Source organism: Paenibacillus cellulosilyticus (assembly GCF_003182255.1).
Taxonomy (GTDB): domain Bacteria; phylum Bacillota; class Bacilli; order Paenibacillales; family Paenibacillaceae; genus Paenibacillus_T; species Paenibacillus_T cellulosilyticus.
The window spans coordinates 442,208-467,622 of the sequence record NZ_QGTQ01000001.1 but is presented as its reverse complement, the minus strand read 5'-3'; the positions used below and the strand labels follow the sequence as shown (position 1 = coordinate 467,622).

Sequence of the window (25,415 nt, the reverse complement as noted above, 5' to 3'; positions counted from 1 at the left end):
CATCTTAATCGTTCTTGGCACAAAAAAAATCGTACATAAGGGAAACCCCCTTACTGTACGATCGGGTAACGACACAGGCTAACACCTCGTCAATTTTTAACTTAAATTTGCAGAACGCCACGCTCAATCGCGACAGCGACAGCTTGCGATCGAGAGTCGACCGCTAGCTTTTGATAGATGCTCGTTAAATGGTGTTTGACGGTTCGTTCGGTTATCCCCATTTCATGGCCGATTTCTTTACTTCGATAACCACGTGCAATGGCTTGTAGAACCAACAACTCCTTCTCCGTCAACAAGCTCTTTTCTTGTTTAACTTCTTTATGTTCTTGCTCAAATAGGATATTGTCTTTAAAAATTTTATCGGTGATTTCCGGTAGGAGCAGCGTTTCCCCTCTCACAGCAGCTTCGATGGAGCGAAATATCGTTTCTCCTCCCATTTCCTTGAGCAGGTAGCCCTTTGCCCCTAAAGCTAAGGCGCGAGCCATCAGCTCATTTTCGTTAAACGTCGTCAATATAATGACTGGAATATCGAGAGACAACTCTTTCAGTTTGATCATGACATCCAAACCGCCCATCTCAGGCATGTTCAGATCTAGGAGGATCACATCAGGCTTAAACTGCTCAGCAAGTACAACGGCTTCCGTTCCATTCGGAGCCTCTGCCACAACTTCATATTGGGGATCGGTCTCTAATATTAATTTCAGTCCTTCTCGGACGACTCGATGATCATCTGCAATCAGAATCCTATAGGTCATGTCAATCATTCCTCCTGTTGCAGTGGAATATGCAGCGAAACATGGGTACCCGTTTTTCCGCTCTCGATGTTGATTTGTCCACCCATTATTCTTGCACGCTCATGCAACCCAATCAATCCATATTTGCCTAGCTGCTTTCCGATTAGCTTCGTATCGAAGCCGACACCATCATCTTCAATACGAAGGTACAATTCGTTTTCACTATCTGTAAGGACAATATTTATATTTGTTGCCTTTGCATATTTGGCTGTATTCGCTAAACACTCTCGAATGATATGTAAGGTGTGTTCCTCCACTAATTTCGGAAACTGCTGACGTATCGAAATCTGGGTTTGTACTTGCGTACCTGTTGAATGAGAGAAACGATCTGTTTCGTCCAACACCGCTTCTTCTAAATCCATAACTTTGGAGGAATGCTTTCGCAAGTCGTCAATTGCACCTCTTGCCTCTGACAAGGTTCTTTTGGCTTGTCCTTTTGACATTTGAATAATCTCTTGGGCTCGTGACACATTCCCTTTGTTCAGTTGCAAGTCTGCAGCATCAAGCTGCATCATTATCCCCGCAACGCCTTGCGCTAAAGTGTCGTGCAGGTCCCTGGCCATCCGTTGACGTTCATTGGCGATCGTCAACTGTTCGACTTTCTGATGCGCCCATTCCAACTCATTAAGAAACAGTCTGGTTTGCGTTTTTTCTCGAACTTGTTTGAAGAACAAATGAGCATAACCAAGAACGATGACCATTAATAAAATAAGCGATGGCAATGTAGTTAAGAAATCTTCGGCTTTTCCGACCCAAACTACAGCTAAGGCATACAATACGCAGCAATAAATACCTACCGTAATCGGTTTTAAACGCTCGGTATAAACGCCTATACTTTGACCTACCAGAACGGTCGATAACCCTAGAAATAAGCCCGAGTACGAGCCTGGCATCAGGAGTGCGCTGCCGAAAATAATCAACCCTTGCAGCATGAAATAACCCCATGGTCGAGTAAGAAAGATGACACCGGCATAACTGTGCATAATCGCATGGATTAAGATGAGCCCCGAGAATAAAAGCGTTTCAAATGGCGTCTTACCGTCAGAATCGTGTGACGTTAGTACAGATAAGTAAATTAATATAACAAATATCAAAACGGGCACCCGTGATTCGCGTAACACGATTGCTTTCCCGGCGCTCATGCCTGTTTTACTCTCAAGGTTCGAATGATTCTGCTCCTTCACTGTCTCCACCCCCGTAGAGTGCTATTATAACGCATTAACAGTGCACACCTACACACACCTGTGCAACAGAGACACGAAACAGGACTGGGGGAACTATGCTTACGGTCGAAATAGATCCTCTTTCTATACAATAAACATAATCAAGACGAGGCTGGCTGTGACAATCCAATATGCACGTCTACCTTTATGATTTAGCGCAATCCATATCCCATAAGAGAATAACACTGCGGTTGTCACAAACGCCGTCATAAACAGCAATCCTTCACTGGACAGCAGAAAAGATGCTTCAAAAATAACACCGGCTCCGGATAAAATGGGAACAACACTCGCTGGGAGTAGGCTGGCAGCAATAAACAGAAGCGTTTGAAGCCACAACGTGTATTTATTGATACTTCTAAGTAAAACGATAATCAATAAAAACAGCCCTAACAGGATACAGAGGTAGGTGGGTAATGTCCAGAATATAAGCCGGCTTATCCCCGAACTCGTTAATGGCTCCCCTAAATATTTTAAAATCAATATATAAACCCCGATTCCAATCATATAGCTCGAAAATGTTGTCCATAAGTAAAAGATAGAGCGCTGCATATTCTTGCCTCCTTTATTTGATCAACAGTCTCTCGTAAGAGTTTCGGCCAGCGGGGAGGGTTACACCTTCCACTTTTGTAAAATTACACAATTTGTACAAAAAGTTATTATAAAATCTGGTTCACAAATGGAAGAATAACAGGTAATATACACTACATACCGAACGGTCGGTATGCACCTGAGGAAAGGGATGTATAAGTTGAGCCAAGCGTCAGACAAGGTCACCAAGCAGCGCATCGTTGATTGCGCGAAGGCGTTATTTTCACAGAAGGGCTATGCGGCCACCTCCATCCAAGACATCTGCAAGTCTGCAGGTTGTAGCAAGGGTGGCATGTATCACCATTTCGTTAACAAGGAGGATTTGTTCGTCCACATTGCAGAGACAGCCTTCACCGGTTCGTGGGAGGAGTGGTCGAGACGATCCGTTGGCATCGACGATATGGAAGAGCTGTTCTATGTGTTCTCGGACTATTTCGTGGATACGCTGCAGCGGCCGTTATCGAAGGCGGCGGAGGAGTTTCTACGCGTTACGGCGGGAAGCGAGAGCGCCATTCGTTTTATCGGGATTATGAATGACTACATGCGGCATTTCGAGGATTTTATCGGCAGGGTAATCGCATCGGGCTACCTGAAGGAAGAGGACCCGAAGACGTTAGCGTTTATCGTGCTCAGCTTTTACTCCGGTCTAAGCGACAGTCATGCTTTCATGTCCAAGGATGAGATGAAGGTGCTGTTCCGCAAATCGACCGAACTGTTGTTATCCGGCATTCGACGCTCATAGGGAGGCATTCATATGTTTATTGGTGCAGAGGCTAACGAGAAGATTAAGCTGTCCGTCATTATTCCAGTGCATAATGAAGAGAAGTACATTGTTGGCTGCTTAGACTCGATTCAAGAGGCGTCTAAAGCTTTCACGGGGACGATCGAAGTCGTCGTCGTTCTGAATCGCTGCGAGGACCGAACGGAGGAAATCGCAAGGTCGTATAATTGCGTAATTGTTCGAGAAGATACGAAAAATCTGTCGGTCATCCGTAATGCGGGCGTTAGAGCCGCAAGAGGAGAGTGGATCGTATCGATCGACGCGGACAGCCGCATGTCCGAGAACATGCTGGCCGAAGTCGAGCGGCTGCTGTCCGATGGACAGACGATTGGCGGCGGCGTAGGGGCGATTCGGATGGATCGAGTGTCGGCCGGCATTATTTGTTCGCTGCTCATTATCCTGCTGCCGCTCATGCTCAAGTACGGCAATATCTCAGTCGGAATGTTCTGGTGCCGTCGAGAAGATTTCCTCGCCATTGGCGGTTTCAACGAGCAGATGCTGATGACGGAGGATGCGGATTTCGCGAAGCGTCTGAAGAAGCATGGGCAGAAGAAAGGGCAGCGGTTCGGTACGATTCGGAATGCGCAGCTGTGCACGTCCACCCGGAAGTTCGATACGCACGGAGACTGGGGTCTATTCAAGAATCCTGGCATCATCCTCGGCTATTGGACCGGTGGCAAAGGGAAAAGCAAGAAAGCGGCGGACAAAGCTTATTACGAGAATCAGGCGAGATAGTAGACTGGCAAATGCATCATGATTTCAACGGTATGTAGACCGTCAATTCCTTCAGCTTCGCTCCATCGAATACTTCTAGCGTATAAGCATTCGGATCATGATCGAGCCCTTGCTTGCGGAGCTTATCGAGCAGATAGAAGTAAGTGTCGTCCACCTCAGATCGACCGACAGCACCGGCGTGGTTGTAGACGGCATACTCGCGCGGGGGCAGCGTGATGCTGATCATCCCTTCGGGCACGGCGCGCGGATGCGTGACTTCGATGCCTGCGACATAGTGATAGATATGGCTTCTGCTTAGCGCAACACCCACGTAACTTGTGCGATCCACCACATTTATGATCTCATGTTCTCTCTTCATCAGCGTTTCCCACACCGCAGGCATATGAACGCGAGCCATATATACGGCAGTAAAAGGTGCCTTGAATTCAACGCCCACAATATGCGTCATCGGCTTGATGCATCGGCTGAACAGACCGGGCTGCTGCTGGACGCGGCGCGAGGCTGCTTGGTTCAGAAGACTGTACCCGCCGCCCCGGCCAGGTTCCGCATATAACGGAACCCCCATGCCGCTCAGCTCTTGCAAATACCGGAGCATGGTCCGATAAGACACATGGAACTCTTCTGCTAACTCATCTACTGTAAACTGCTGTCTCTCATAGATTCGAGCGATCAATTCATGGAGCCGCTGTGTTTTGGTCAAGCTTTCACCTACTCGATTTGATAATCTGTCAGCTTCTGTCACTATTTTATTGTATAGTGGACGTATAGGAAAGTCATACCACAAATCATTCGGAGGCGAGTCGATGGAACAGGTGAAAGATGCGATGCTGGTGACGAAGGAAGCTTTTGTGGCGGTCGGATTGAAATGGGTGGGTACGTTCGCTGGCGCAGCAGCAGGCGAGATTCGGGCGATGCATACGGAATTTATTAATCGTGTACACGAAGTTAAGCATGTCATCAACCCGGATAAGCTTCTGGGCTTGTCCCATCATATCAACGGCGAGGACGGGTTCACCCATTACGGGGTTGTCGAAGTGTCTCACGTCGAAGACATCCCGGAAGGGATGATCACCATTGAGCTCCCGACACTGACCTATGCCAAATGCGAGCATCGCAAGGGACAGACGATCAACGCCTCCTATAGCAATATCTTCTCATGGATTGAAAGGAATGGATACAAGCTGCATGTAGGCGATGTGACGCACTTCGAAATCATGCCGATGGATCAGGACCCGTATACAAGCGAGCCTGAATTCGATATCCTCATCCCTGTTGAGGTTTAATACAAGCCTTTCTCTTGAGGCTATATTGAAACGAAAGCCGTCCTTGCAGGGCGGCTTTCTGCTTGTAGACGGATGTGTGACTGTCACGAAGAGTAATAGTCTGATCGGGTTGTCGGCGAATTATTTAGGGAACGCATTGGAGACTTGCCTACCACGCACATTAAAGCTATTATAGATACATATAGTCCTTAATGGTTAATGGAGGTTTTCCCATCATGAAATATTCCCAAGCAACCGATTATGCGCTTCATGCGATGCTTAATCTCGTGGCATCAGCGCCGGATAAGCCGGTTGGCGTGCAGCAGCTGGCGGAGAAGCTGGGCGTATCGCCGACCTACCTCTCGAAGCTGATGACGAAGCTCGTCAAAGCAGGACTTATCGTCTCCACACCAGGCGCGAACGGTGGCTATCGGCTGCGGAAGGCGCAGGATGAGATTTCTTTCCTCCACGTCATTCAAGCCATTGAAGGCACTGCAAGCTTACTGGAATGCAGCTTGGATCACGGGGATGAATGTCTCATTCAACAAGTCGTACGGGATGCAGAACGTCAGATGGAGCAGCTGCTCGCCAGCAAGAAATTAAGCGATGTCGCAAAGCGTCTCCCTGCAACGGATTAAGTTCCGTTTTTTTATCGCTGTATTGTAGATATAAGGAGTCTTTAATGTCCCTAATAAAAACCGAGGAGGAAATAACAAATGAAAACTTACGATTGCATCATTATCGGTGGCGGCCCGGCAGGGCTGAGCGGTGCGCTTGCGCTTGGCAGAGCGAGAAAGGACGTCCTCGTGCTCGATGATGCGCGTCCACGCAACGCGGTAACCCATGAGATGCATGGCTTCTTGTCGCGAGATCGGATTAAACCAAGTGAATTCCGGCGTATCGCGAAGGAGCAGATTAGCGAGTATCCATCGGTAGAATTCGCTGCAGAGACGGCAGTATCCATCGAGGGAAGCGACGGGCAGTTCCAAATTACAACCGAGCAAGGGCAGACGTATACGAGCCGGAAGGTATTGTTTGCAATCGGGAAGAAGGACCTGCCGCTTCCGATCCCTGGACTTACAGAGGTGTACGGGAAGAGTGCGTTCGTATGCCCGTACTGCGATGGCTGGGAGCTGCGGGACCAAGAGCTCGTTATTATCGCTAAGGGGGCAGGCGCGGTTCATTTGGCCAAAATGATTCCCGGATGGTCCAGCCGTTACACCATTTGCACCAACGGGCCGGATGAGATGACGGAGGAGGAACGCGAAGAACTGCGCCGGCATGGCGTCTCCGTGTTCGATGCGCCGATTCGTTCGATCCTATCGAATGACGGCATGGTGGAGCGTGTGGAATTAGAGGATGGCACGGCGGTGCCGTGCACCGGTATTTTCTTCGCGCCGCAGCTTACGATTGGATCTGAGCTGCCTGCATCCATCGGCTGTGAGATGAAGGAGACGGGATCGGTTGTGACCGATATGCTCGGCAGAACCAATGTGCCAGGTGTCTACTGCGCAGGCGATGCCGGGACAGAAATGTATCAGGCGATTGCAGCGGCATCCACAGGAGCAGTGGCGGCCATGAGCCTCAACGGTGAGCTGCTGATGGAGAGATGGAATCGTTCCAATCCTTAAGTCCAGTATACAGAAGTTGGAATTCCCAATAAAATAGGAACAGCTACAATAGGCTCACGAAGAAGCGGCACAACGAGCAGTAAGCGGTGACAATGACAACGACAAGTCCATCTATCAGGTGGGCTTGTCGTCTTTATAAATCCGATTATCATACAAGGGGACACTGTCATGTATACGAAACCAATTGCGGTACGATCGGTCTTATCGCCGAATTATCTTACATACTGTCTAGAGAAAGAATACAACATCGGAGAATGGCTGGCGTGCGTATATCTGCTCAAAGGATTGAATGATACGTACCAGGTACGGACGACGAGCGGACTGTATATTTTACGACTGTACCGCACAGAAGTTAGAGAGTCAGATGTAGACTATGAGCTGTCCGTATTAGTTCAGCTAGCGGATATCCTTGGCGGCAGCAAGGTGAGTACGGGCGTTTCTAAGCCAATCTATAAGCAGGATAATGGGCTGTACAGCGCTATTAACGCGCCAGAGGGACAGCGGATGGCTGTTCTATTCGAATATGTCAGTGGGGAGGAGAAGATGCTGCAGGATGCGGAATCCTGCTTCGCCTTCGGCAAATCCGCCGCGCAGCTGCATGCTGCAATGGATCGTATTACAGTGGAACGGCCAGCGAATCGTTATCAGCTCGATACCACCTGCCTAATCGATGAGTCGTTAGGCCGAATTGTACAGTATATAGGAGAGGCGCATCCCCATACGTCGTTCCTGCGTAAGTATGGAGCCGCTCTGAAGGCTGGCATTGAACATGCCGCGGAGCAGGGGTTGGGTTGGGGCATGTGCCATGGCGATATGCACGGCAACAATAATGCTTTTCTCGTTGGCGATCATTACGTGCATTACGACTTCGAATGGACATCGCCAGGGTGGCGGGCTTATGATTTAGCACAGGTAAAGGCAAGGAAACGCCAGCCAGCGGAGGAGAAACGGCAGGAGCTGTGGGATGCGCTGATGGCCGGTTATCGTACCGTGAGAAGCTTCTCGAAGCACGAAGAGCTGTCGGTCGATTTGTTTATCGCGGTGCGACGGCTGTGGGTGATGAGCCTGGACGTTGCTTTTATCCCGAGTGATGCAGGTGTTCTGGATTACGGAGACGATTGGTTGAACGCTTATATCGATGAATTCCGTACACGGATTTCAACTATAAGGAGTGAACTCGATTGAGTAACAACAACAAACCAGCAGCAAGTGCCGGACTGAAGATAACATTCGATATTATATTCGTTATTGGCCTTATCCTTATGCTGATTAAACTGGTCTTTCTCGTGCTGGATAAAATGGTAGGCCTGAGCATGCCGGCATTCAACGATAAATTCATCTGGAATATTGGACCGCTCGCGCTAATGGTCATCGGAGGAATTGGCTCCGGCGCGATAAGGGAGAAGCAGAAGGGTACGGGGGACGAATAATAGACTTCACGCCATGCTTGTTAATGGATGCGGAGGAATAGGTGTAGCGGTACTGCGCTTAACAGCGAATGCGGCGGCTGAGGCAGCAAGCATACTCGAGGATGATAACGATATTAATGCGCTGCTGTGCTGTATCATTCGGAAGAGCGGCTGCGAGCAGCAGCAGGATCGTGCAGGGTGAACGGAGAATCTCATACAAAATATTGAAAAAAATGAAGATGCCCGCACGTTTCGGCATCTTTTCATCGTCTGTACGCATGTGGGGAGGAGGGGAGCGGCATGCATAGGGACGATCGTAAAGCTTCGTTCACGAATCTATTCGATGCTTACTATCCGATGGTGAGAGCAGTTGCTTATCGCATCGTGCGCGACGAGCAGATTGCTGAAGATGTGGCGCAGGACGTGTTCACGAAAGCGTATGTGAAGTTGGACACCGTTCGAGATACTGAGCGAGTGAGATCGTGGCTTTACACGATGGTGAAGCGAAAAGCAATCGATTGGGTGCGGGCGCGGCAGCGGCAGCCGGAGATGAGCTGGATGCCTCAGGAGTTGAGCGGGCCCGACAGGCTCGAAGATGCATACATACGAAGAGAACAGCTGCAAGACGCGCTCTTAATGCTGGATGCTCCCTTCCGACGTGATTTCATCTGGCATGAATGGCGCGGCTACACCGCAAGAGAGATTAGTACGATGACGCGGGAATCGATCAACACGGTTGAGAGCCGGATTCGCCGGGCAAGAGGGAAGCTTCGAAGCATTCTAGCAGCTGTAGATGAGCCGCGCATTATGGTACGAGTGGCAAAGCCGCTGCTTGTACAGTCGCCGCACATTGCTTTGCCTGGGCATGCCGCATTCGAGCAGCATCTTGCCAGCAACTCCATTCTTGCGGTCATGCTCCACATGAGGCGAATTGCCAACTAAGCGCGAAGAGAGGACGATTGAGATGTCGAGCCAGTCAGAAGTCATTAAGCAGGCTATTCCGATCAGCCGTCAGGAGCTGCCGGAGCTTTTGTTCATCGGAATGATCGTTAATGTAACGTTCAAGCATGGTGATTTCAGTCGAATCGGCGAGGTCAAAGAAGCTTTCCTGCGCAGACGAGCTGAGATTCAGAACGTTATTGACCCGGATTGCTTCTATGCCCCGTGGTACAGCTGCGAAGTCATGTTTACGTATTTCTACTGCATGCAGGTAAGCAGCCTGGAGCATGTACCCGAAGGAATGATGGGCTTCTCGGTTCCTGCTCATATGTACTTGAAGGTTGAGTATGATGGAGTGTCGCCATGGGAGCCTGACCCTTACGGGGAGCTGCAGCGCTACCGAGATGAGCATGGCCTGAAGGAGGACCCGCGGGGGATGGTTATCGAGAAGTATGCCTTCGCCAATGAAGGCAGAGAAGGCCGCATTACCATCGATATATTCGCACCAATCGAATAAGAAACAGCCCTCCAGCGGCAATGCCGCCAGAGGGCTGTCTATTTTACGAGTATTAAACCTTGTATTGGCTGATGCTCTCCTGCAGCTCGCGTGCGAGCTTAGACAGCGATTGCGTCGAGGCGAGCATACCTTGAACAGCCGTCAGCTGTTCATTGGTCGCTGCTGCCGCATCGCTGCTCTGTTCGTTGGCGTCCTTCGCGATTGCAGCGAGATGGTTGACCGTCGCCAGCACCTGCTGTGCGCTTGCCGACATTTGCTCGGCGGCAGCGGATACCTCCTGGATTTGCTCCGAGGTGCGCTCCGTCGCATTCGTTATTTTGCCGAATGCCTGTCCTGCCAGATGAATCGCCTCGCGGCCTCGCGCGACCTCCGTAAGTCCGGACTCGGTCATATTGACCGCCTTCTCCGTATCTAGCTGGATGAGCTCAATAATGGCATCGATCTGGCCGGACGATTGCGTTGTCTGCTCGGCCAGCTTGCGAATTTCCTGTGCGACTACAGCGAAGCCCTTCCCTTGCTCGCCGGCACGAGCTGCCTCAATTGCGGCATTTAGCGATAGCAGATTCGTCTGCGAGGAAACATTTTTAATAACATCAAGCATCTGAGTAATCACGGCCGAATGCTCGCTTAACTTGCGGACGATATCGGCACATTGGCGAACAACCTCATGCACGCTGTCCACCTGGTGAACCGCCGTAAGGAGCAGCCGATTACCTTCCTTCGCCTCTTTATCGGTCTCATCGGACATATCCGCTACATTCACCGTGTTCTCCGAAATACGGTTAATGCCCAGAGCCATCTCCTCCATCGCCCGGAGCGTCTCGTCGGCGCTCTTCGTTTGCGACTCGGCGCCTGATGCGATCTGCTGCACGGATCCGACCATTCCTTCGATGGACTCGGTTGTATGTCCCGCCTGCGTGCCAAGCTGTCTGGATGCCATGGCTAACTGCTCTGCCGTCCGCTGCGAGGCATCGATAAAGGCCGAGAGGTTCTGCCGCATCTGCTCGAAAATCGCCGCCAGCATGCCCATTTCATCCTTTGATTTGACATGAACCGGATTGCGCAGATCGCCATCGGCAATAACCTGAGTCGCAGCGATCAGTCCTTTAATCGGACGAATAAGCGATCTTGCGAACAAAGCAGTAATAATAATGCCGATGATGAGAATGAACAGCTGCAGTGCATTCAAGTATTTTCCGATCAGCGTGCTGTTGCGGGAAACCTCGCTAAGCGCCTGCGTAATTTTGTCCGCGTTTACTGAGCGTAAATCATTAACCTTCGTGTTCATTTCCGTCATGATGCTGCCGAAATCAGAGCCATCTTCTGCCGCTTGAGGACCATTCTGGCCCTGGGCACCTTGCTTGGGCATGGAAGATGCCTGCTCGTAGAACGCTGAGAACAGCTGCTCGATATGTGCGATATTTTCCTTGGTATCTGGGTTAAGCTGTACATATTCGTTTAACATCTTGAGCAGTTCACCCTTGTATGTCTCCGCAGCAACAAGCGGATCTACTCTATCTGGACTGCCTTCTTGCGGAGCCTTATCGTCGGTGTTCTTCCCGTCTTGTCCGCTGGCTGCCGGCTGTTCTTGGCCGTTCTGCTCTGGCGCTCCTTGTCCTTGTGGACCGCCCGGTCCGCCTTGCTGATTCATGTAACTTAGAAACTGCTGATGAATATGCGCCAGCGTCAGGTTGACGTCGTCTGCAAGCAGCGTCGATTTTAACGTTCTCTCGTTAATCTCGCGAATGGAGCTGCTCTGCTTCAACGAAGCGTTGATCTGGATGGCGAAGCCGATTGCTAGAAACAGAAAAATTAAGCCAAACGTCAGTATACTTTTTGTCAAAATTCTCATGCTGTCTTCCCCCGTTTATTTAAGTGAAATTTCCATACAAATTTTTCCGCCCGCGTGGAAGTGCCAGCACTTATTTTCAGATTATCGGGCTACAGGAATATATATCGGACATAGGTAATGTTTTGATAATTTGTTTTTTTACCACATAAGAATTTATAAGTTTTCGAGTCTCTCGAAAATACCAATTCTTATTGGCGATAAAACCAACCTCTACACGCGGTCGCTCATCTTCGAAAGGCCTCGATAGAGGTTTTCTCACACAAATCAATGAATTAACGGGAAAAAGGTGGTTCAATCGAACAAGAAAGGGGTGCCGAGTGATTCGGCGCAGATACCGGTAAACAAGTTAGCGCTAACGAGGGCGATGCCGCACCATAAAAAGTGAACAGCCCACCAGCGGCAATAGCCGCCAGAAGGCTGTTCATTGTAAGCGTTGTTCCGCTGGGATGGTGAATGTTCATGAGACAAATCGGTCCGCTTGTTTTATTCTTCGTCTTCGGCAATGACCTGTACCGATGCACGGGCTGTACGAGTCGGTCCGTTGTCCGATGTGAGCGTCGCTGGACTAACAATGACGGTATCCTCATCAACATCCGGAAGCACGAAGGGTACTCGCAAAGTTTCGCATGCCCCTACTTCGAGCCTTTCAATATGCAGCTGCACTCGGAGCAGCGGGGCAACGAGACGGACATTAATGAGCGGAACATTTCCTGTATTACAAGCCCGAATGGTGAAGAACACCGTTTCACCCGGTCTTCCTATTGCAGGATCAACTGTTTCGGTCAAAGATGCATCCGGCAATGACTGTTCCGTAATCACGACCTCCTGCTGCTGAGGTGGTGTCTGGTCAGAGAAAATCGTAACGATGTTGCGGAATTGTGTCCCGCCTTCTGTTCGGGGTGGGACTGGTAAATGCAGCGTAAATACCTGTCTCTCTCCAGGTGCAAGCGTAGGAATAATCGTCCGGAAGTTAAGCAGAGAGTCAGAGACGCGCACGTTCGTCAGCGTGTTGCTAGTGACGTTGATGACGGTGATCGTTTTGACCACGGTCTCCCCTGGTCTTGGCGTTTCCGGTGTTGCTTCAATCTCAAGTTCCGGCAATTCAACAGGATCGGCAATGGTTACTCTTTCTTCATCTTGCGCAGGCGGCGAACCAGGTGCTTGCTCATCCCAAGTGACGGTGACTCGGTTAGCAATGATGCTGCCGAATGTCATACCCGCCGGTACTGTGAACGTGAGATTCACTCTCTCTGTTTCACCCGCAGCAATGACCGGAATCGTGAACTGCTGACCTGTTAAGGAGTCGCGTACGATGATATTGGTTGCCGGAATCCCGCCGGTGTTTGTAACCTCAATGGTGTAATGGATCGTTTCACCCGGCTCTGCGGCAGTTCGATCAGAGCGTTTGCGCACAGTTAACGTTGTCACCGGTCCCGGAACTACCGTCACCTCATTAACGGTCTCCTCCGACGGTGTTTGATCAGAACTGGCGATGAGAGTATTGCGGATAATGCTGCCGGGCACCGCGTTTACCGGAACGGTGAACGTCAATGTTAAGGTAATGGTTGCATTCGCCGGCAGTTCAGCAATCGTCTCGTTCAGCCCCAGCAGCGGGTCGGACAACGATACATTCGTCTGAGGGATGCCGACCAGGTTGGTTACGGTCAGCGTATAGGTAATCGTATCGCCAGGAGAAGCCGTATTGCGGTCGGGAAGCTTCTGGATAAGAAGCGCATGCACGACGGGCTCTTCCACGGTCACTTCATTAATGGTTTCCGTCGGTACGGATTGGTCAGAGCTGGCGATTAACGTATTGCGAATAATGCTGCCGGGCACCGCATCTGCAGGGACGACGAAGGCTGCCTCCAAGGTAATGGTAGCATTCGCCGGAAGCTCCGCGATCGTCTCGCTCAGTCCCAGCAGCACATCGGTGAGCACGACGTTCGTCTGAGGAATATTAGTCAGATTCGTTATGGTCAATGTATAAGCGATGGTATCGCCAGGAACCGCTGTATTGCGGTCGGGAAGCTTATGGATAAGAAGAGCCGGCTCCGGCGGCAATTGTACGATGACCTCGTTAACCGTTTCCGCCGGCTCCGATTGATCGGAGCTGACGATGAATGTATTCCGAATGACGCTGCCGGGCACTGCGCCTGCAGGAACGGTGAACGTCACAGTTCGGGAAATGGTCGCGTTGGCAGGTAGCTCCTCAATCGTCTCGCTTAGTCCCAGCAGCGTATCCGTCAGCACAACGTTTGTTTGCGGGAAATTACGCAGATTCGTTACGGTGAGTGTATAGGTGATCGTCTCGCCCGGTGCAGCTGCATTCCGGTCGGAAACCTTTTGAATCAGAAGAGCTGGTCCAGGCAGTTCTTCAACAATGACTTCGGAGACCGTGTCGAGCTCCGGCGATTGATCGGAGCTGACAATGAACGTGTTTCGAATGATGCTGCCTGCAGCTTCGTCTGTTGGAACGGTAAAAGTGAATACCCGAGTAACCACCTCATTCGCCAGCAGAATAGGAATCGTCTCGTTCAGCCCCAGCAGAGCATCCGTAAGCACGACATTCGTCAGAGGGAAATTGCGCAGATTCATCACGGTCAGTGTATAAGTGATCGTTTCGCCAGGTACAGCCGAGTTGCGGTCAGGAAGCTTCTGAATGAGCAGCGCTGGTCCAGGTGGCTCCACCACGACTACCTCGTTGATCGTCTCCTGCTGTGGCGTTTCATCGGAACTGACGATGAACGTATTCAGGATAACGGTACCGGGTGCTGTATTGACTGGAACGGTCAACGAGAACGTTCGAGTGATCGTTTCGCCTGTGAGCAAGACGGGGATCGTCTCATTCAGTCCCAGCAGCTCATCGAACAGCACGACATTGGTCTGCGGAACGTCGAGCAAATTCGATACGGTCAGCGTGTAAATCACCGTATCCCCCGGCTCTGCCGCAGCAAGGCTCGATTCCTTCAGAAGCGACAGACCGATCCCCACAACGGTAACGATCGACTCGGCCTGCTCAGGGCCGGTTTGATCTGAATGAATGGTGACAATATTAACAATATCCGAACCGACCGGTGTATCACGAGGGATGGTGAATGCAAAAGAATGATCCTGGATTTCCCCTACATGAAGGACGGGCACCAGGAAGTCGATCCCGAGGACCGGATCGAAGATTTTAATGTTGGTTAGTGTCTGGTTCCCTATATTCTCCAGAGTAATGGTGTATTGAATTGTCTGTCCAATCACCGCAGTAGACGTATCCGAAACCTTGCGAATCCCTAGGCGCGGCTCCGCGAGCACCGTCACTTCCGTACTGGAGGACTCGGGTTCTCCCGTCTGGTCTGTGACAACAGTTGCTGTATTCACATACGTCGACGGCTCCATTTCCAACGGCACAAAGAAAGGTACAACGAACTCAATCGTTTGCCCTACATGAAGGATAGCGAAATGAAAGTTCTGTCCCGTGAGATCCTCGAATACTTGAATATTCGTAAGATCCACGTTTCCGGTATTGCTAATCGTTAATGTGTAATGAACAATCTCGCCTGGGAAAACAGAGTTTCGATCAGCTGTTTTCGTGATTTCCACCCTAGGAACCGGCAGCACTTCAACCGTTGTTCCGATTTCCTCAGGATTAGGAAGATTGTCAGCCGTAATGGTCAGCGTATTGACAATCGTGACACCGGCTTGCGCATCCGGAGGAATAATAAACGGCCATTCGATGATCACAACCTCGCCAGGGGCGATGATGCCCCAGAAATGGTCCAATCCAAGAAGCGGATCGATAAGGTGAACATTGATCAGATCGGCGTCTCCGTGGTTCTCCAGCGTAATGGTAAAGATAACGGTCTCTTCTGGATGGGCAGCAGGCGGGTTTACAGTCTTGGCAGCTACGAGTACTGGAGATCCGGTAACGAGTATTTCTGCATCGGCAGTAAGCGGTTCTCCGGATTCGCCGCCGTTGCCGAATTGATCGGAAGAGACGAGCACCGTGTTTCTGAATATGCCAAAGGGCAGATCGAAAGGAACGACAAATTCAAATTTGATGACAAAAACTGAAAATGGCGGGATCTCGGGTATCAATTCACTAACACCAAGCTCGGGATCCTTAACGACGACATTCGTGAGCGTTGCCGCGCTAGGGTTCTGGATCTCAATGGTGTAGGTCACGGTTTCGCCGCGGCGCACTTCGAATCGATCTGGAAACTTGAGAATCCCCGTTCCTAAGCTCAAGCAAATCCTGATCACAAAGGCATCGCTGCCTCCATGCAAGAACGGCTGGAAGGCGCCAGGCGTGACTGGGAAATCAGTGGAAAACGTCTGGCCGGTTACAAATACGCAGCCCGAGCTGTCAACGGCAATGGCATTGCCGACATCACTAGAGCTGCCCCCGATGTAGGAAGAGAACACAACCTCATTGCCTTGAATGTTCAATTGCGTAACGAATGCATCTCCGCCGCCATGAGGGAATGGCTGGAATGCATCAGGCGTGGCAGGGAAGTTCAACGATGAAGTGCTTCCAGTTACATAAGCGAAGCCGCTTCGCAGCGTGATGCCATTGCCTGCGTCCGATTCATTGCCTCCTAAGAAGGTCGAATAGACCAAATAATTGCCTTCTGGGCTTAACTTGGTTACAAAAGCGTCCGACGCCCCGCCGTTATAACCCGGTTGGAACGCCCCTGGCGTAGCCGGAAAATCAAATGAAGTCGTGCTTCCCGTCACGTATGCCTGACGCAGCTCATCGACAGCTATGCTCCTGCCCTCATCGTCTCCGTTCCCGGTCAGGTAAGTAGAGTACGCCAGACTGGACCCCGCTGCATTTATTCTCGATACGAAAACGGCTATGACACCCGTCAGTGAAATCTGAAAAGCGCCAGGTGTCGTTGGAAAGTCTGGCGAGGTAGTGGAGCCTGTGACGTATGCATCGCCCGATTCATCGACTGCGATGCCGCGCGCCTCATCCAGCCCATGCCCGCCTAGGAGAGTAGAATATTCAAGCGAACTTCCGGCAGGATCCAGTTTGGAAACAAAGGCATGCTCATTCGCGATAAAAGGCTGAATTTCGTTGATGACAGGGAAATTGACGGAAGAGGTGCCTCCCGCAACATAAGCGTTTCCTGCGCTATTAACAGCGATAGCGAAGCCAGTGTCCACGCCATCTCCGCCAAGAAACGTGGAGTATACGAGAGAACCTCCAGATGGACTTAATTTGGTTACGAACGCATCTTGGGTGCCGCCGATGAACGGTTGAAAAGCTCCGGCTGTTATCGGAAAATCGGGAGAAAGAGTCTGCCCCGTCACATAAGCGCTGCCTGCGTCATCGATCGCGATGCCCCGTCCTAGGTCCGAACTATTGCCCCCTAGAAACGTAGAATAAACAAGAGCAGTACCGGAAGCATTCACTTTCGTGACGAACACACTCGAAGATCCGTCTTTGCCAGGTTGAAATGCACCGGGGGCAATGGGAAAATCAAGCGATAAGGTTTGCCCCGTTATATAGGCATTGTCTTGATTGTCGACCGCGATACCAAATCCGATATCTGTGTCGCTTCCGCCAAGATAAGTAGAATAGAGCAAAAACATCGGATCGATGATGAGCTCAAGATCCGTCCGGTAATCGTTTTCGATTGCGAAGCCATAGACGCAGGCATCTTGTTCGTCAGGCACAAGGTAATGGCTCTCCACCAAAACCTTGCGGTCATCAATGATCTGGTAGCTGACGGGCTTCTCCTCCACGAGTGTGCCTAACGAGGTATGGATCTGAAGATCGCCTGCCTCATTCAGGGATAACCGTTCTGCGCCACGGTATATGAACCGGATATCATCGAGTTTGGCGCCGGGCTTCACCACAACGTCGTATTTAAATTTTCCATTCTCCCCGTAGAAAACGAGATCAACGCCTGGCCATAGCTCTTGGTAGACAACCTCTCGATAGTTGGGCAGGTCAGTACGCCAATTCGCTGGATCATTGCCCATAAAATAATGGGATTTATTCGAGTCTTTGCGACGCCCTGTGATTTGAACAGACCGATTTGCACCGATAAATTGCAAGGAGAGCGCTGTGCCAACCGACTCATCCGGCATATCCTTCCTAGTCAAAACAAACAGTACCTCTTCGGAGGAGAAGGCAACATGACACCCTGGTTTACTGGACAAGAAACGGATTTCTTCACGGGTCTGCCCTACATTTTGAACGAAGGTCAGCGGGAAATTCAAAAGCTCCTCAACCGGCATCCGGCTCTTTGTTTGATTTGGTAACACAGGTATCCTCCTCATGTTTTAATTTTAAATGTTAAGCGGTAGACAACGTCGGTGATCGGGTAAAGGCGGCATTACTGAACAACTTGGTGAATACATTGGAAATACCCCTCCAACGTCATCCCCCTCCATAGTGATTTGACTGGCAGCAACCGTGTCCGTTAATGGGGCTGGTATTTGTCTGGCTGTTCACTCCTCCCGTACATTCTTCTTCACGCATGATTCACGCATGATGAGACATAACCATTCACTCCTATGTTTATTGGCTTGCTTGGAGGATTAGTAATAAAAAATATTAGGACAACATGAGGTCCTCGCATGCTGAGGGATAGCGGGTAGAACGAATATTGAGCCAAATAGAAAGGGGCGCCGAGTAATTTCGGTGCCTCTTTTTTGTTCATGCTATTGCCCAGGGAATAATTATCATTTTTTACGAAAAACACTTGCACCTTACGTTACGTCATCTTTTATAGTGAAGATACCGGTAAACAAGTTAGCGCTAACGAGGGAGCTGCGATGACGCAATATTGGAAAGTAGGAGATCTAGCTGAACTGACGGGGCTTACGGTGCGGACGCTTCGGTTCTACGACCAGATTGGGCTGTTCTCACCATCGAATCAGACCGATTCCGGCCATCGGCTGTATGACGCATCCGACCTGTCGCGGTTGCAGCAGATTGTTTCGCTGAAGGAGTTGGGCTTGTCACTTGAGGAGATCAAGTCGGCACTGGATGGGAAGCAGATTAGTCCGGCCGAGATCGTCAAGCTTCAGATGACGCGGGTGAAGGAGCAAATTGTGCAGCAGCAACAGCTGTTAGAGCAGCTGCAGCACGTATCTAAGCGAATGCAGGGACAGGCCCTGCTGACGGTAGATGACTTCACGGGACTGCTGCAAGCGATGCGGGTCAGCCACGAGAAGGTCGTCATTGAGCGGCAGAAGAACTGGGAACACCGATTGAATGCGCTGGGAAGCTTTATTGTTCGAGATAATGAGGGCAACCAATCGAAGGAGGAATAACGATGGCTGAACGATTCGTCAAACATGCAACTTTCACGGTGGAGCGCACCTATAACGCTTCGCTGGCAAGTGTTTATCAAGCTTGGTCCGATCCTGAGGCGAAGGCTCGTTGGTTCTCGAAGGCAGACATATTCGACTTCCGCGTCGGGGGACGCGAGTACAGCAGCGGCGGGCCGCCGGAAGGTCCGGTCTTTACGTTCGACGCCTGCTACCAAGAGATTGTGCCGGAGCAGCGCATCGTATATACGTACACGCTGGATATGGGAGAGACGCGCATCTCCGCTTCGCTAACAACGGTTGAGCTTATTCCGGTGGAGGAAGGTACGAAGCTCGTATTCACGGAGCAGGGAGCATTCTTCGACGGGCATGATACGCCGGAAATTCGTGAGCACGGCACGGGCGAGATGCTGGATGCACTCGGCAAGTCACTGTAATTGGTTGTTCAGACAAAGAGGGCGATGGCAATGAACAGAACTTCGATCGGCTCGAGGCCGTGCTCAAGTGTATGAATACACAATAAGCGCATGTGGAGGAGATCACGGCTTCGAGCTGTGATCTCTTTTTCTTTTAAATTTTATATGAACGTGTCCTCCCCGGCGTTAGGCGCTTCCTTGCACGCTGCTCGGCAAGCACGCTCATCATGGAGGCGAGCACATCGGCGTATGCTGACGAGTAGGCAGCCTGAGCGAGATTGCGGGTTTCGAGCGGATCATCGGTTAAGCAGTACAGCTCGTATTCATCAGGAACGGGAATTGTTTTGACTCGCGGAGCCCAGGCAATTTCGGCTGGATTATGGGCCGGATGAGTCGGCCAATACGTAACGTCCTGTACCCCCGGCGTGCTCCAAAACTTCGGGTCATCCGCATATCGGGAGAGCTTCCAACGCTCGTTTCGCCCATTACGAGGTAGGGTTATAATGACCGCCTCGATGTGATTAGGCTGTGCGGCGGGCGGATACGGATTGCCGAGCGGGCCGGTCTGGTGCTGCCCGCGCAGCATGTCGTCGTCGGTCATGAAGTAGATCGGCGAATCAGGAAAGGGCGCATCCGGGTTTCTGACTACGGGAGCAAGATTGCGTCCCACCAGCGGGCGGGCCTCGCTGAAGCGGCCCTGCAGTCGGCTCCGTACATCGTCGACCGGGATGTTCGCCAGTCCAAGCAGCGTTGGGAGCAGATCGAGATGGCTCGTCATCCCGCTGATCGATCGGGCTTGCGGAATAAGCTTTTTATTATAAATGACGAGGGGAACGTGAAGCATTTCTTCGTATGCGCAGTACATTTTCTGATGCAGCCCGCCATGTGCGCCCAGCAGGTCACCATGATCGGATGTGAAGATGATAATCGTATCCTCGAAGCAGGAGGTGTGCGTGATCGCTTCAAGTATTTTCTGCAGCTGCTGATCGGCGTTCTTTTGAAGCTGGTAATAAAGTCTGCGATAGTACGAATGATTCGTTATCGGCTGCAGGGCCACCGGGTATAGATCGCGGTAACTGGCTTGGCAGCGAGGCTTCGTCTGGAGATTCTCGTGCAAAGTCGGCGGCGGCGAGACCTCTGGAATCGATGGATCGACATCGAATCGGAATTGCGGCAAGCGGGTGGTCAGGTCACCGTATAGAACGATATCATGCGGATTGACGATTGAGGCTGTAATCAGCCATGGTTTACGATTGCGTCTGCGGTCAAGCTCCCCGATCAGCCTCACAACCTCATCTGCATAATATTCATCCCGTCCGCTCGCTCCGAAGCCGGCGGATGACCCGGAGTTGCGCGGGTTTCGGCCATGCGGCTCGGGTCCGATCCACCCCGAGAAGCCATACGCTTCCAGTCGGTCGGCTTCCTCGTACAAGCGCTGATCCGCGTTCGGAATCCCCGTTACTGGATCATAGCTTGGCAGCCCATTTTGCGTTCCCGGAATCATAATGTCCTCGTTGGACAGATGCCACTTCCCCCTGTAGTACGTTTCATACCCTGCCTCTCGAAAATAATCGCCCATCGTCGGCACCGTGTTCCGATCGAGCCAATACATATCCGAATCCGCCGCCTGCTTGGCGATGCCGTCCGTCTGCGTGACACCGTGAAGCGAAGGATAGTGACCGGTGAACAGCGTAGTGCGGCTTGGCGCACACGCCGCGCTACCGATGTAGTGGCTGTGGAACTCCAACCCGTTCTCTCTTAGCCACTGCTGCGCGAGCAGATTATACTGCCGCCAGGCTCTAATTTCCGCATTCTCGTAGGGAGGCGGATACCGCTCTTCATCAACGAGTAGGAGAAGAATGTTAGGCTGCTTGATCATGAGAGCCGCCTCCTGCACCCAAATAATTTGGTATAGGGTATGCGGGAAGGGGGATGGCTAGAAGCGAGCAGCGCATCGTGGTTGGAACAATAGTGTTTGACACGTTGCATACATTTGTATACATTTAGTTGTATACAAATGTATGCAAAAGGGCGTGTGACAATGAGAGAACAGGAAGGCCCTATGCCAGAGGAAGGCAGACATAGAGGTGGAAGACATAAAGGGCATAGAGGAAAACATCATCACCATCATCATGGTGCACAGACGTTCCGTAGAGGACGGGCGCTTGAGTTTCTTGAGCGTCTTCATGTGAGACGGGAAACGTTGAGACAACAGCTGGATGCACCAGAGCTTGAGACCATTCGCCAGGTTGTACTAGGCGAACTGAAGGCGATCGAGCTTGTCATAGCAGAATATACGCAGCATTTCGAACTTAACCGGGTAGAGGTAGAGGTAGAGGAAGATGCAAATGCAGAGAACCCGCAGACAGAGTCGATCGCAGAAGGAGACGGTGAGCCATGTGGGGATTAGCCTCGTACATTAAGCCATATTTGAAGTTCGTCATCCTTGGCCCGCTGTTCATGATTCTTGAGGTATTCTTCGATCTCATGCAGCCAACACTAGCTGCTCATATCGTTGATTTCGGGGTTGTCCCGCGCGACTTCCATGTGATCGAGCGGACAGGCATTCTGATGGCGGTCGTGGCGTTGCTCTCGCTCGTCACAGGCGTCGGGTGCAACCTGTTCGCCAGCCGCGCGTCGCAGAACTTCGGCGCGGACATTCGTGAAGCATTGTTCAAGAAGGTTCAGACCTTCTCGTTCGACAACATGGACACGTTCAAGTCCGGCTCGCTCATTACGCGGATGACCAACGATGTCGTGCAGGTGCAGAACCTGCTGCAGATGGCGCTGCAAGGGCTTGTGCGGGCGCCAAGTCTGCTTATCGGCAGTGTTGTCATGGCGCTTATTATTAACCTGCGGCTCGGACTCATTCTTCTTGGTACATTAATCGTGCTCATCGTTGTACTCGTTCTGCTGATTCGGTCCTCGTCGCCGCTGTTCGCGGCGGTGCAGACGAAGCTCGATGCCGTGAATACACGGATCCAAGAGAATCTCGCTGGTATCCGTGTTATTAAAGCATTCGTACGCTCCGGTTATGAGAAAGAGCAGTTCCAAGCGGTGAACCGCGACTATACGGAAATCTCGATTCGGGCAGCGCGCTTTATCGCGCTTAACTCCCCAATCGTTACGTTTATTATGAACGGGTGCCTCGTGGCCATCCTGCTTTATGGTGGCGATCAAGTATCGTCCGGCATGGGTCAAGTCGGCGACCTGGTTGCTTTCGTTAACTATGTCGTACAGGTGCTGTCTTCTCTGCTGATGGTTAGCGGCTTGCTCATGAACATTACGCAGGCGAACGTATCGGCGAAACGCATCCGTGAGGTGCTCGACACGTATTCGGCAATTGAGGAGTCGAAGCAGGAGAAGCGCGCTCCTATCACGGCTGAACACGTGAAGCTGGAGCAGGTTTCCTTCTCCTATAACCATTCTACGGCAGCTAAAGACCTCGTCCTAAAGGACATCAACATCGAAGCGCGGCGCGGCGATACGGTTGCGATCATCGGTGCGACGGGCTCGGGCAAATCAACGCTCGTTCAGCTGCTGCCAAGGCTGTACGATGTCACTTCCGGCTCCGTTCAGATTGATGGCATCGATATTCGCAATCTGCCGCTGCTTGAGCTGCGTCGGCAGATCGGGATGATCCTGCAGGATGCGTTCCTATTCACAGGTACAATCCGTGACAACATTGCGTTCGGCAAGCCGAATGCGACGCAGGAGGAGATCGAAGCTGCCGCAATAACAGCACAAGCACACGACTTCGTCACCAAGCTGCCGGATGGCTACAACACAAAGCTTGGTCAGCGCGGCGTCAACTTGTCCGGCGGGCAGAAGCAGCGGCTGTCGATTGCGCGGGCGCTGCTCGTGAAGCCGCCGATTCTCATCATGGATGACAGCTCAAGCGCACTCGATCTTGTGACCGAACGACGGCTTCGTGATGCACTGAAGCAGCTGACGAAAGACAATATTACATTCCTTATCGCACAACGCATCTCGTCCGTGATGGAGGCGCAGCAAATTCTCGTCATCGACGAGGGCGAGATTGTTGGCAGAGGTACGCATGCGGAGCTGCTGGCATCGTGTGACGTGTACCAAGATATTTATCGCTCGCAATACGGCAAGCAGGAGGTGTCTTATGGCAAACAGCAATCCTTCCAATCCTAATGCATCCACCAGTAAGGCACCGACGAACTTTGACCAAATGGGCTTCAGACCAGGCGGCGGACCGAACCATGCAGGTGTACCGAAGGTTCGATCGAAGAATGCTTCAGGCACGATGCGCCGCATTTGGGGCTATCTGAAGCAGCAGCGCCAAGCGCTGGTTTGGGTTATCCTATGTACCGTGCTGACGTCCGTCTTTGCACTGTTAGGTCCTTATCTGATCGGTCGGATGATTGACGATTATATCATGCCGAAGCAGTTTGATGGTTTTGTACGAATGGGTATGATTTTGCTTGGCGTATACCTGTTTAGTGCACTATTCACGTGGATTCAGCAATACATGGCTTCGAGTCTATCACAGAACACGGTGCGCGATATGCGCGAGGATCTGTTCAACCAATATCAGCGGCTGCCGATTCAATTCTTCGATCAAAAAACGCACGGCGAGCTCATGAGCCGGACGACGAACGATATTTCGAACGTCTCCAATACGCTGAACCAGACGGTTGTACAGCTCATTTCTAGTGTACTGATGCTCGTGGGCAGCTTGGTCATGATGCTCTCTTTAAGCATCTGGATGACGCTTATTACGATGCTTACGATTCCACTCATTGCGTTCATAACGAAGCGGATCTCGAAGCATATGCGCCATTTCTTCTCGGAGCAGCAGAAGCAGCTCGGCGAGGTGAACGGCTTCGTACAGGAGAACATCTCAGGCCTTAAGGTCGTGAAGGTATTCGGCAGGGAAGAGAAAGCAGTCGAGCAGTTCCGTGAAATTAACGAGCGGCTGCGCGCGATCGGAGTCAAGGCGCAGAGCTTGTCTGGCTCGATGGGTCCGATGATGAACACGATGCGCAACATCAGCTTCCTTGTTATCGCTGTATTCGGTGCAATCTTTGCGTATCACGATATGATCACGATTGGCGTTATTGTCAGCTTCCTGAACTACTCCAACCAGTTCAGCCAGCCGATCAACCAGCTCGCCAACCAGTACAACATGTTCCAATCCGCAATTGCGGGTGCTGAGCGTGTATTCGAAGTGCTTGATCTGAAGCCGGAAGTCACGGATGATGCGCCACAGTCGCAGCAGGCGCTCATCCATGGCGAAGTCGTGTTCGAGGATGTATGCTTCGGCTACAAGCCGGAGGTAGATGTGTTGAAGGGCTTGTCGCTCCATGCGAGTCCGGGGCAGATGATCGCTCTCGTTGGTCCGACGGGTGCGGGCAAAACGACGGTCATCAATCTGCTGACGCGGTTTTATGACATCCGTTCGGGCCGCATTCTGATCGACGGCGAGGACATTCAGCAGCTGGATAAACAGGCGCTTCGCCAGCAAATCGGACTCGTGCTGCAGGATGCCTATGTGTTCTCCGGCACCATTCGAGACAACATCCGTTATGGCCGTCTGAATGCGACGGATCAAGAGGTTGAGGAAGCCGCACGTCTGGCGAATGCCGACACCTTCATCCGCAAGCTGCCGCGCGGTTATGACACGCCGTTGAACGCCGAAGGCAGCAACCTCAGCCAAGGGCAGCGTCAGCTGCTGACGATCGCTCGCGCGGTGCTGGCGAACCCGTGCATCCTCATTCTCGACGAGGCGACGAGCAGCGTCGATACGCGCACGGAGCTCCATATTCAAGAGGCGATGAAGACGCTGATGAAGGGCCGGACCAGCTTCGTTATTGCCCATCGGCTGAGCACGATTCAGGAGGCCGATGCGATCCTAGTCATCCAAGACGGGCAGATTACGGAGCAGGGTACGCATGATCAATTGATTGCAAGGAATGGATTTTATAATCACATGTATCAGAACCAATTTGCCTCGAGCGTGTAGCAGC

The 25,415-nt window shown here is 51.4% G+C and carries 22 protein-coding genes; 15 read left to right on the top strand and 7 right to left on the bottom strand.

Going from position 1 to position 25,415, the window contains the following annotated elements:
• Window positions 1-101 precede the first annotated feature (101 nt).
• The 3 genes from DFQ01_RS01965 to DFQ01_RS01955 form a co-directional block, all read right to left on the bottom strand.
• Complete coding sequence (locus DFQ01_RS01965; protein WP_110042191.1) at window positions 102-755, bottom strand: response regulator; 654 nt, start codon at window positions 753-755, stop codon at window positions 102-104.
• Between the two features lie 5 nt (window positions 756-760).
• On the bottom strand, window positions 761-1,978 hold the full coding sequence (locus tag DFQ01_RS01960) for a sensor histidine kinase (protein ID WP_110042190.1): 1,218 nt from the start codon (window positions 1,976-1,978) through the stop codon (window positions 761-763).
• 123 nt (window positions 1,979-2,101) lie between these two features.
• On the bottom strand, window positions 2,102-2,566 hold the full coding sequence (locus DFQ01_RS01955) for a hypothetical protein (protein WP_110042189.1): 465 nt from the start codon (window positions 2,564-2,566) through the stop codon (window positions 2,102-2,104).
• 190 nt (window positions 2,567-2,756) lie between these two features.
• Here DFQ01_RS01955 and DFQ01_RS01950 point away from each other — a divergent pair, with 190 nt between their 5' ends.
• Both DFQ01_RS01950 and DFQ01_RS01945 read left to right on the top strand, forming a co-directional pair.
• Window positions 2,757-3,347, top strand: a complete 591-nt coding sequence (locus DFQ01_RS01950; protein ID WP_110042188.1) for a TetR/AcrR family transcriptional regulator — start codon at window positions 2,757-2,759, stop codon at window positions 3,345-3,347.
• Window positions 3,348-3,359: 12 nt separating this feature from the next.
• Window positions 3,360-4,121 carry a glycosyltransferase family 2 protein gene (locus DFQ01_RS01945; RefSeq protein WP_110042187.1) on the top strand — a complete coding sequence of 254 codons (762 nt, stop codon included), beginning with the start codon at window positions 3,360-3,362 and terminating at the stop codon, window positions 4,119-4,121.
• 16 nt (window positions 4,122-4,137) lie between these two features.
• Here the strand turns inward: DFQ01_RS01945 and DFQ01_RS01940 are convergent, their stop codons facing one another.
• Window positions 4,138-4,821: a GyrI-like domain-containing protein gene (locus tag DFQ01_RS01940; protein ID WP_110042186.1), complete on the bottom strand. Its 684-nt coding sequence runs from the start codon at window positions 4,819-4,821 to the stop codon at window positions 4,138-4,140.
• Between the two features lie 103 nt (window positions 4,822-4,924).
• Here DFQ01_RS01940 and DFQ01_RS01935 point away from each other — a divergent pair, with 103 nt between their 5' ends.
• From DFQ01_RS01935 to DFQ01_RS01905, 8 genes are all read left to right on the top strand, one after another.
• Window positions 4,925-5,404: a GyrI-like domain-containing protein gene (locus DFQ01_RS01935; protein WP_110042185.1), complete on the top strand. Its 480-nt coding sequence runs from the start codon at window positions 4,925-4,927 to the stop codon at window positions 5,402-5,404.
• 215 nt (window positions 5,405-5,619) lie between these two features.
• Window positions 5,620-6,021: an RrF2 family transcriptional regulator gene (locus DFQ01_RS01930; RefSeq protein ID WP_110042184.1), complete on the top strand. Its 402-nt coding sequence runs from the start codon at window positions 5,620-5,622 to the stop codon at window positions 6,019-6,021.
• A 78-nt stretch (window positions 6,022-6,099) separates the two neighbouring features.
• Window positions 6,100-7,014 (top strand): NAD(P)/FAD-dependent oxidoreductase, encoded by a 915-nt coding sequence (locus DFQ01_RS01925; protein WP_110042183.1) that lies wholly within the window; start codon window positions 6,100-6,102, stop codon window positions 7,012-7,014.
• 168 nt (window positions 7,015-7,182) lie between these two features.
• Entirely contained in the window at window positions 7,183-8,199 is a 1,017-nt protein-coding gene (locus tag DFQ01_RS01920; RefSeq protein WP_110042182.1) for a phosphotransferase, read from the top strand.
• Window positions 8,196-8,444 carry a hypothetical protein gene (locus DFQ01_RS01915; protein WP_110042181.1) on the top strand — a complete coding sequence of 83 codons (249 nt, stop codon included), beginning with the start codon at window positions 8,196-8,198 and terminating at the stop codon, window positions 8,442-8,444. Before DFQ01_RS01920 ends, DFQ01_RS01915 begins: the two co-directional genes overlap by 4 nt.
• Window positions 8,445-8,457: 13 nt before the next feature.
• Window positions 8,458-8,625, top strand: coding sequence for a hypothetical protein (locus tag DFQ01_RS30955; protein WP_174812894.1), 168 nt, complete (start codon window positions 8,458-8,460; stop codon window positions 8,623-8,625).
• Between the two features lie 98 nt (window positions 8,626-8,723).
• A complete protein-coding gene (locus DFQ01_RS01910) occupies window positions 8,724-9,365 on the top strand; it encodes an RNA polymerase sigma factor (protein WP_110042180.1) in 642 nt (213 codons plus the stop codon).
• A 22-nt stretch (window positions 9,366-9,387) separates the two neighbouring features.
• Window positions 9,388-9,879, top strand: a complete 492-nt coding sequence (locus DFQ01_RS01905) for a GyrI-like domain-containing protein (protein WP_110042179.1) — start codon at window positions 9,388-9,390, stop codon at window positions 9,877-9,879.
• 52 nt (window positions 9,880-9,931) lie between these two features.
• Here the strand turns inward: DFQ01_RS01905 and DFQ01_RS01900 are convergent, their stop codons facing one another.
• Both DFQ01_RS01900 and DFQ01_RS01895 read right to left on the bottom strand, forming a co-directional pair.
• The gene (locus DFQ01_RS01900) at window positions 9,932-11,731 is read right to left on the bottom strand and encodes a methyl-accepting chemotaxis protein (protein ID WP_110042178.1); all 1,800 of its coding nucleotides are present in this window, start codon (window positions 11,729-11,731) and stop codon (window positions 9,932-9,934) included.
• A gap of 483 nt (window positions 11,732-12,214) precedes the next feature.
• Window positions 12,215-17,992: a DUF7507 domain-containing protein gene (locus DFQ01_RS01895; RefSeq protein WP_174812893.1), complete on the bottom strand. Its 5,778-nt coding sequence runs from the start codon at window positions 17,990-17,992 to the stop codon at window positions 12,215-12,217.
• Window positions 17,993-18,505: 513 nt separating this feature from the next.
• On the opposite strand from DFQ01_RS01895, the gene DFQ01_RS01890 reads away from it, so the two are divergent.
• Window positions 18,506-19,006 carry a MerR family transcriptional regulator gene (locus DFQ01_RS01890; protein ID WP_110042176.1) on the top strand — a complete coding sequence of 167 codons (501 nt, stop codon included), beginning with the start codon at window positions 18,506-18,508 and terminating at the stop codon, window positions 19,004-19,006.
• A gap of 2 nt (window positions 19,007-19,008) precedes the next feature.
• Complete coding sequence (locus DFQ01_RS01885; protein ID WP_110042175.1) at window positions 19,009-19,440, top strand: SRPBCC family protein; 432 nt, start codon at window positions 19,009-19,011, stop codon at window positions 19,438-19,440.
• A 133-nt stretch (window positions 19,441-19,573) separates the two neighbouring features.
• Here DFQ01_RS01885 and DFQ01_RS01880 read toward each other — a convergent pair whose 3' ends face one another.
• The gene (locus tag DFQ01_RS01880; RefSeq protein WP_110042174.1) at window positions 19,574-21,298 is read right to left on the bottom strand and encodes a sulfatase-like hydrolase/transferase; all 1,725 of its coding nucleotides are present in this window, start codon (window positions 21,296-21,298) and stop codon (window positions 19,574-19,576) included.
• Window positions 21,299-21,460: 162 nt separating this feature from the next.
• Here DFQ01_RS01880 and DFQ01_RS01875 point away from each other — a divergent pair, with 162 nt between their 5' ends.
• From DFQ01_RS01875 to DFQ01_RS01865, 3 genes are read left to right on the top strand one after another with little or no spacing between them, the layout of a single operon-like run.
• Entirely contained in the window at window positions 21,461-21,829 is a 369-nt protein-coding gene (locus tag DFQ01_RS01875) for a hypothetical protein (RefSeq protein WP_146216827.1), read from the top strand.
• A complete protein-coding gene (locus tag DFQ01_RS01870) occupies window positions 21,817-23,580 on the top strand; it encodes an ABC transporter ATP-binding protein (RefSeq protein WP_110042172.1) in 1,764 nt (587 codons plus the stop codon). Before DFQ01_RS01875 ends, DFQ01_RS01870 begins: the two co-directional genes overlap by 13 nt.
• Window positions 23,552-25,411 carry an ABC transporter ATP-binding protein gene (locus DFQ01_RS01865; protein WP_110042171.1) on the top strand — a complete coding sequence of 620 codons (1,860 nt, stop codon included), beginning with the start codon at window positions 23,552-23,554 and terminating at the stop codon, window positions 25,409-25,411. The genes DFQ01_RS01870 and DFQ01_RS01865 overlap by 29 nt, the downstream gene beginning before the upstream one ends.
• The last annotated feature ends 4 nt before the right edge of the window (window positions 25,412-25,415 follow it).

Bases quoted from the DNA above. Each gene is read 5' to 3' on its own strand.
- DFQ01_RS01910 (WP_110042180.1), top strand. From the start codon at position 8,724: ATGCATAGGGACGATCGTAAAGCTTCGTTCACGAATCTATTCGATGCT.
- DFQ01_RS01950 (WP_110042188.1), top strand. From the start codon at position 2,757: ATGTATAAGTTGAGCCAAGCGTCAGACAAGGTCACCAAGCAGCGCATC.
- DFQ01_RS01890 (WP_110042176.1), top strand. From the start codon at position 18,506: ATGACGCAATATTGGAAAGTAGGAGATCTAGCTGAACTGACGGGGCTT.
- DFQ01_RS01900 (WP_110042178.1), bottom strand. From the start codon at position 11,731: ATGAGAATTTTGACAAAAAGTATACTGACGTTTGGCTTAATTTTTCTG.
- DFQ01_RS01925 (WP_110042183.1), top strand. From the start codon at position 6,100: ATGAAAACTTACGATTGCATCATTATCGGTGGCGGCCCGGCAGGGCTG.
- DFQ01_RS01920 (WP_110042182.1), top strand. From the start codon at position 7,183: ATGTATACGAAACCAATTGCGGTACGATCGGTCTTATCGCCGAATTAT.
- DFQ01_RS01875 (WP_146216827.1), top strand. From the start codon at position 21,461: ATGAGAGAACAGGAAGGCCCTATGCCAGAGGAAGGCAGACATAGAGGT.
- DFQ01_RS01945 (WP_110042187.1), top strand. From the start codon at position 3,360: ATGTTTATTGGTGCAGAGGCTAACGAGAAGATTAAGCTGTCCGTCATT.
- DFQ01_RS01905 (WP_110042179.1), top strand. From the start codon at position 9,388: ATGTCGAGCCAGTCAGAAGTCATTAAGCAGGCTATTCCGATCAGCCGT.
- DFQ01_RS01865 (WP_110042171.1), top strand. From the start codon at position 23,552: ATGGCAAACAGCAATCCTTCCAATCCTAATGCATCCACCAGTAAGGCA.
- DFQ01_RS01955 (WP_110042189.1), bottom strand. From the start codon at position 2,566: ATGCAGCGCTCTATCTTTTACTTATGGACAACATTTTCGAGCTATATG.
- DFQ01_RS01930 (WP_110042184.1), top strand. From the start codon at position 5,620: ATGAAATATTCCCAAGCAACCGATTATGCGCTTCATGCGATGCTTAAT.
- DFQ01_RS01885 (WP_110042175.1), top strand. From the start codon at position 19,009: ATGGCTGAACGATTCGTCAAACATGCAACTTTCACGGTGGAGCGCACC.
- DFQ01_RS01880 (WP_110042174.1), bottom strand. From the start codon at position 21,298: ATGATCAAGCAGCCTAACATTCTTCTCCTACTCGTTGATGAAGAGCGG.
- DFQ01_RS30955 (WP_174812894.1), top strand. From the start codon at position 8,458: ATGCTTGTTAATGGATGCGGAGGAATAGGTGTAGCGGTACTGCGCTTA.
- DFQ01_RS01870 (WP_110042172.1), top strand. From the start codon at position 21,817: ATGTGGGGATTAGCCTCGTACATTAAGCCATATTTGAAGTTCGTCATC.
- DFQ01_RS01965 (WP_110042191.1), bottom strand. From the start codon at position 755: ATGACCTATAGGATTCTGATTGCAGATGATCATCGAGTCGTCCGAGAA.
- DFQ01_RS01935 (WP_110042185.1), top strand. From the start codon at position 4,925: ATGGAACAGGTGAAAGATGCGATGCTGGTGACGAAGGAAGCTTTTGTG.